This is a genomic window from Amnibacterium sp., assembly GCF_025463795.1.
Classification (GTDB): domain Bacteria; phylum Actinomycetota; class Actinomycetes; order Actinomycetales; family Microbacteriaceae; genus Amnibacterium.
Window position 1 is genome coordinate 1 of record NZ_JAODBE010000125.1, and the last position, 6,603, is coordinate 6,603.

4 protein-coding genes, 1 tRNA gene and 1 pseudogene are annotated in these 6,603 nt (G+C 71.6%); 2 read left to right on the forward strand and 4 right to left on the reverse strand.

Going from position 1 to position 6,603, the window contains the following annotated elements:
• From JWQ92_RS11235 to JWQ92_RS11250, 4 genes are all read right to left on the reverse strand, one after another.
• A partial coding sequence (locus JWQ92_RS11235) for a DUF1003 domain-containing protein (protein WP_297344550.1) occupies positions 1 to 450 on the reverse strand: 450 nt, incomplete at its 3' end.
• A gap of 220 nt (positions 451 to 670) precedes the next feature.
• Positions 671 to 747, reverse strand: a tRNA-Met gene (locus tag JWQ92_RS11240).
• Between the two features lie 73 nt (positions 748 to 820).
• On the reverse strand, positions 821 to 3,745 hold the full coding sequence (locus JWQ92_RS11245; protein ID WP_297344551.1) for a UPF0182 family protein: 2,925 nt from the start codon (positions 3,743 to 3,745) through the stop codon (positions 821 to 823).
• Entirely contained in the window at positions 3,745 to 4,836 is a 1,092-nt protein-coding gene (locus JWQ92_RS11250; RefSeq protein ID WP_297344552.1) for a S16 family serine protease, read from the reverse strand. The genes JWQ92_RS11245 and JWQ92_RS11250 overlap by 1 nt, the downstream gene beginning before the upstream one ends.
• Before the next feature lie 59 nt (positions 4,837 to 4,895).
• Between JWQ92_RS11250 and JWQ92_RS11255 the strand changes: the two genes are divergently transcribed.
• Together JWQ92_RS11255 and JWQ92_RS11260 are read left to right on the forward strand one after the other, a co-directional pair.
• Positions 4,896 to 6,224 carry a zinc-dependent metalloprotease gene (locus JWQ92_RS11255; RefSeq protein ID WP_297344553.1) on the forward strand — a complete coding sequence of 443 codons (1,329 nt, stop codon included), beginning with the start codon at positions 4,896 to 4,898 and terminating at the stop codon, positions 6,222 to 6,224.
• Between the two features lie 53 nt (positions 6,225 to 6,277).
• Positions 6,278 to 6,603 (forward strand): annotated as a pseudogene (locus JWQ92_RS11260) (hypothetical protein); the annotation flags it as partial.

The following is a 6,603-nucleotide window of genomic DNA, read 5'->3' on the forward strand; positions in this document are numbered from 1 at the left end:
CTTCTGCATCTGGTGCAGCTCGACGGTGAGCCGATGGATCTCGCGGGTGAGCACGGTGTTCTCGTCGAGCTCCTTCTCCTGCACCGTGAACTCGTGGTCGGCCTTCGTCTGCTGGAAGGCGGACTGCCGGTTCTGGCCGATCATCACGAAGGTCGACAGGAAGATCGCCTCGAGCGACACGACGAGCGTCAGCGTCGGCCAGGGGCTCCGTTCGAAGAGCAGCATCCACGCGGCGAACAGCACGATGTGGATGTAGACGAACCGCATCGAGCCCGCGAACGCGGTGATCGCGTCCGCGACCCGAAGCTGCACCTCGGCGGCGTGCCGAGCCGCGAGGGCGACCACGGCCGGATGATGGGCGTCCTTGTGCGCCAGGATCTCCCGTCGGCGCGTGCCGGACTGGGCGGAGTACGGACGCCGGCGGGTGCGCGGCGTGCTGGTGGCGGTCATGGTCCCTCCGAGGGCGGCACGGTCGGCCGGTCGCGTCACCGTCGCACGCCCGCATGTGCGTCACGCGGAGCGACGCGCCTCCACATCCCCGCTCCGACGAGCGCCGCTGCGCGCCGCCCGGGGCCCCTCGCGGGCGTGGGCCCACCTACCCGAGCAGGGCCGCGTCCGCCCACCCCACCAACGACGAAGGCCCCCACCTGGCGGCGGGGGCCTTCGTCGTTGGTTGCGGGGGCAGGATTTGAACCTACGACCTCTGGGTTATGAGCCCAGCGAGCTACCGAACTGCTCCACCCCGCGATGCACCACCAGGTTACCACGCGAGTGGGAGGCTCGGCGCGACCGCCCGCCGCTCGAGCCCCGGCCGGCTCGCTCAGCCGCCGGCGGCGATCGCCTTCTCGAGAGCGGCCTGGAGCTTCGCATCGGCCTGCGCCGCCGCCACCAGATCGTTCTTCGCGTAGGCGGCCTGGCGATCCTTCAGCGCCTGCTGGGCGTCCGCGAGCGCCTGCTGGAGAGCCTTGTTGTTCGTGGTGCCGGTACCGGTGCCGGTGCCGGTGCCGGTCGATCCGGTGCCCGTCGAACCCGTCCCGCCCGAACCGGTGCCCGAGCCGCCCGTCGAGACGCCGCTGTCACCCGCGTTCGCGCCGGAGTTCCCGCCGAACAGCGAGTTCAGGGCGTCGTCGAGGGTGTTCTCGAACGCCACCTTGGTGCCGAAGCCCGCGAGCACCTTCTGCAGCACCGGGTAGGAGGTCTCCGAGTTCGAGGCCACGTAGACCGGCTGCACGTACAGCAGGCCCCCGCCGACCGGCAACGTCAGCAGGTTGCCTCGGGTCACCTTCGTGCTGCCGCGCTCGAGGAGGGAGATGTAGGTCTGCGCGGCCGCGTTGAACAGCGTCTGCTCCTGACCCGGGCCCTGCACGGTCGTGTTGCTCGGCAGCGTCAGCAGCCGGAGCTTGCCGTAGTCGCTGCGTTTCGTCCCCGGCGACGTCCCGGCGTCCGAGTCCACCGCGAGGTACCCGGTGATGTTGCTGCTCGACGTCCCGGTGGTCTGCCCCGGGATGTAGGTGGAGTACAGCGTGAAGGTCGGGGTCGTCTGCCCCGGCATCTGCAGCGTCAGGTAGTACGGCGGCTGCAGGTTGTTCGACGCGGAGCCGGTCGGCTCCGACGGCGGCCGCCACGAGTTCTCCGTCTGGTACCACGACGTCGGCGTGCTCACGTGGTACCGGCCGAGGATGTAGCGCTGCACCTGGAAGAGGTCCTCCGGGTAGCGCACGTGCGCCATGAGTTCCGAGGTCATGCTCGACATGGGTTCCACCGTCGCCGGGAACACCTGCTGCCAGGCCTTCAGCACGGGGTCCTGCTCGTCCCACGCGTACAGGGTCACCTTGCCGCTGTACGCGTCGACCGTGGCCTTGACCGAGTTGCGGATGTAGTTGATCTGGTCCGTCGCGTACGGGGTCTGGCTGTCGGTCGAGTTCGAGAGCGCCGCCTCGAGGCTCTGCTGCTGGGAGTACGGGTAGCTCGACGACGTGGTGTACCCGTCGACGATCCACACGACGCGGCCCTTCACGACGGCCGGGTACGGGTCGCGGTCGAGCGTCAGGTACGGGGCGGCCTTCTGGACCCTGGAGGCCGGGTCGCGGTCGTACAGGATCTGCGACTGCGAGTTCACGGCGCTCGACAGCAGGATCTGATCCGACTGGAACTTCAGCGCGTAGATGAGCTTGTTGAAGAACGAGCCGACGGACGGGCCGCCCTTCGCCGAGAACGTCGTCGACTGCTGCCCGCTCGCCGACCCGTTGCCGGTCGCGTAGTCGAGCTCGAGCGGCTTCGTGCCCTTCGGTGCACCCACGATCGAGTACGCGGGCGAGTTCTCCCCGAAGTAGATCCGCGGCTGGAAGGTGCCGAGGGAGCCGGTCTCGGGGATGTCGGACTCGAAGAACACGGGCGTGCCGTCACCGGAGCGCTGGTTGCCGTAGGCGGCGACGAATCCGTAGCCGTGCGTGTAGACGAAGGCGTCGTTGAAGTCGGTGCGGTTGGTGCCGAGCCCGTCCTGGTTCAGCTCGCGCACGGCGACGACGGCGTCCTGGTTCTTCCCGTTGATCGTGTAGCGGTCGACGTCGAGGTCGGCGGCGAACTCGTAGTACTGCTTGAACTTCTGGAACTGGCCGAACGCCGGCGAGACCACGTTCGGGTCGAGGATGCGGATGCTGGCGGTCGTCTCCGCATCCGTCTTCAGCGCCCCGGCCTGCGCGGTCGTCTTCGCGTTGTAGGGGATCTGCTGGACGTCCTGCCGGCCGACGCCGTACGCGGCCTGGGTCGCGTCGATGTTCCGCTGGATGAAGGGCTTCTCCACGCTCCCCTCGCTCGGGTTCACGTAGAGGTTCCACATGGCCCACGGGAAGATCGAGCCGACGATGACGGCGGCCAGCACGAGCAGGCCGGTGCCGATGAGCGGCAGCCGCCAGCGGCCGACGAACGCGGTCACGACGAACAGCACGGCGACGAGCAGCGCGATGACCGCGAGGATCAGGCGGCCGGGGATGACCGCGTTCGCGTCCGCGTAAGCCGCACCGGTGATGAGGTTGCCGGTGCTCGTGTCGTAGAGGGTGATGAACTGGTCGAGGAACAGGCTGACGGCCTGCACGACGAGGAACACCGCGAAGGTGATGGCGACCTGCACCCGGGCGGCGCGCGAGACCCGCACCTCGCGGCCCGCGATGCGGATCGCGCCGTACAGGTAGGCGGTGGCGATCGCGGCGAGCACGCAGACCACGAGCACCGCGGAGATGAACCCGACGAGGCCGTGCAGGGCGGGCAGCTGGAACAGGTAGAAGCCGGTGTCGATCCCGAACTGCGGATCCTTCTTCCCCGTCGATCCGCCGTGGAGGGCGAGCAGCACGGGCTGCCAGCGCGTCGCGATCGAGACCGCGGCGAAGAGGCCGATCACGGCCGGCACGCCGATCATCACGAGGCGCCGGAGCGGCTCGATGACCTGCTGGTAGCGGTCGAGCTGCGCCGTCAGCTTCGCGTAGACGGGGCGCAGGCGGTAGGCCAGCTGGATCGTCAGGAACACGGGCACGGCCATGCCGAGGAAGCCGAGGACGAACAGGGTGGCGATGGTCAGCCACTCGGTCAGCAGCACCCGGAGGTAGCCGAGCTGGTCGTACCAGAGCACGTCGGCGTAGAGACCTGCGAACAGGAAGAACCCGATGAGGAGGACCACCACGATGCCCAGGGTGATCGCGAGAGCGGCCCGGCGACGTCGTGCCGGCGCTGCTGCAGGCGTCGTCACCATCAGGAGCCTACCTGCGTGGGGCACGTCGGCAGGCGCGTCGTCGAGCGACGCGCGGCGACGGTCTTCAGCACCGCCAAGGCGTCCGCGAGCCGCTTCACCGAGAACACGCGGAGACCGCCGGGGATGTGGCCGACGACTTCGTCGCAGTTGCTCGCCGGGGCGAGGAAGACGGTCGCTCCCGCCCTGCGCGCACCCGCCATCTTCTGCACGATCCCGCCGATCGGGCCGACAGCGCCGTCTCCGCAGATCGTGCCGGTGCCGGCCACGTGCGCACCTCCGGTGAGCGAGCCCGGCGTGAGCTCGTCGATGATGCCGAGCGCGAACATCATCCCCGCGGACGGCCCGTCCACATTCGCGAGGCGCAGCTTCACCGAGAACGGGAAGCGGTAGGTCGACGAGGTCGTGATGCCGAGCAGCGGCCGCCGCTGGCCGCCGCCGAGGTCCGTGGACCGTGGCGCGACGGTCGCGGTGCGGGTGCTGCCTGCGCGCTGGAGCACGATCGGAGCGGGCGTGGCGCCGTGCGCGAGCACGAGGTCCTGCAGTGCGCAGCTGTCGACGGGCGTGCGCCCCGCGAAGGAGCGGACCACGTCGCCCGTGCGCACGACACCCGCGGCGGCGGTCCTCGCGCCGACCGACCGCACCGTCACCGTGCCGGTGACCGGGTAGCCGAGCCTCGTCAGGGCCGCCGCGACCGCGCTCTGCTGCGAGCCGGTCATCTCCGCCGTGCCCTGCTGGTCGGACTGCTGCCGGGTGAGCCCTGGCGGGTACAGCTCGTCGATGGGCGTCACGGACTGCGCCGGGTCGAACCACGTGGCCGCGAGCGTCAGCCAGGACGGGGTCGCGACGGGCGAGCCGATGACGCTCACGGTGAGCAGGTCGAGCGCCCCGGACGTCGGATACGTGCGCGTGCCGGGGATCTCGATCACCGGCGTCGCGGTGCCGTCGATCTCGGTCGTGCCGAGCGTGTTCGTCACCGGTCCCGGCGACTCGATCACGTAGGGCGCGGGCAGCAGCGCCGTGAGCAGCACGAGCACGAGGGCGACCACCGGCAGGACGGCCCGCCACGGAACCGGCCTCCCGCGCACGCGCATCCCTCGCCCTCCGACGCCTCGGGGCCGACGCCCGCGAGTGCGCGCGCTAGCGTACGTGCATGGCCGATGAGCCGGACGAAGGCCGAGAGCCGGATCTCCAGGAGATCCTGCGACGGATGCTCGCGGAGGGCGGACAGCCCGACGCGGCCGAGCTGGCGAAGGCGATGGGCCTCCCGGGCGGCGCGGCCGGGCTCGAGCAGCTGATGGCGCGGCTGCGCGACGCCGTCCAGCATGCGGACGGCACCATCGACTGGTCCATCTCCACCGAGCAGGCGGTCGCGGCCGCGGGCGCCGGCTCCACGACCCCGACCGACGCGCAGGCCGCCGGCGTGGACCGCGCATTCACCGTCGCCGGGCTCTGGCTCGACGAGTCGAGCAGCTTCGGGGCCCTCCCCGAGCAGCCGAAGGCGCTCACCCGCACGCAGTGGATCCGCTCGACCATGCCCTTCTGGAGCCAGCTCGCCGAGCCCGTCGCGCTGCGGATCGCGGACTCCCTCACGCGGGTGTTCAGCGAGCAGCTGCCCGGCGACATCGCCGGCGCGATCCCCGACGCCGGCCGCGTGCTCCGCAGCGTCTGCGGCACGATCTTCGCAGCGCAGCTCGGCGCGGTGGTCGGCGGCCTCGCGAGCGAGGTGGTCTCGGGCGGCGACGTGGGCGTGCCCCTGCTGCCCGACGGCCAGGCCGCGCTCCTGCCGCAGAACGTCGCCGATTTCGCCGCGGGCCTCGACATCGACGCGCAGGAGGTCACCCTCTACCTCGCCGTCCGCGAGCTCGCCCACGCCCGCCTCTTCCGGCACGCCCGCTGGCTGCGGCTCAACCTGACGAGCGCGATCGGCGACTTCTCGCAGGACCTGTCGATCGACCTCGACCAGGTGCAGTCCTTCGCCGCGGACTTCGATCCCACCGACACCGAGCGGCTGCGGGAGGCGTTCTCGAACGGCGAGCTCATCCCGCCGAAGACGGAGGGGCAGCTCGCGGCGCTCGGTCGGCTCGAGACGGTGCTCGCGCTCGTGGAGGGCTGGGTCGACGTCGTCACCGCCGAGGCCACGAAACGGCTGCCTCGGGCGGACGCCGTCGCCGAGACCGTCCGGCGCAGGCGCGCGACCGGCGGCCCCGGCGAGCAGGCGTTCGCGACCCTGGTGGGCCTCGAGCTGCGGCCGCGGCGGCTCCGGGAGGCGGCCGCCATGTGGCGACGCATCACGGACGCGGTGGGCGTGGAGGCGCGCGACTCGCTCTGGTCCCACCCCGACCTGCTGCCGACGGCGGCGGACATCGACGACCCGGACCGCATCGTCGCCCGGCTGACCGGCGGCGGCGATCCGCCGGACGACGTCGACCGCGAGATCGAGGACCTGCTGCGCGGCGAGGAGCCCCCGCCGCCGGTCTGAGGGCTGTGGACAACGGCCGCACACCGACCGCGCCTCGGCGCATCATCCCGGCCGTGCTCCGAATCGACCCCGCCGCGGCCCTCGTCTGGCGTTCGCCCTCGACCCTGCAGATCGGCGTCGATCCCCCGCTCGCCGTGCTCCGCGACCTGCTGCCGACCGCCGAGCGCATCGTCACCGCGCTCGTCGCGGGCACGGACCCGGCGTCGCTCGCCGCGCTGGCGGTCGACCGCGCGCTCGAGCCGGCGGAGCTGCACCGGATCCTGGCCGCGGTGGAGCCGGCCCTCGCGCCCGTCCCCCCGCCGCCGGCGGTACCGGCGCTCGTCGAGGGGCCGCCCGATCTGGTCGCCGGGCTCGGCGTCGCGGAGGGGCTGCTCGCGCG

Coding starts and splice junctions, on each gene's coding strand:
- JWQ92_RS11250 (WP_297344552.1), bottom strand. CDS start 4,836: ATGCGCGTGCGCGGGAGGCCGGTTCCGTGGCGGGCCGTCCTGCCGGTG.
- JWQ92_RS11255 (WP_297344553.1), top strand. CDS start 4,896: ATGGCCGATGAGCCGGACGAAGGCCGAGAGCCGGATCTCCAGGAGATC.
- JWQ92_RS11245 (WP_297344551.1), bottom strand. CDS start 3,745: ATGGTGACGACGCCTGCAGCAGCGCCGGCACGACGTCGCCGGGCCGCT.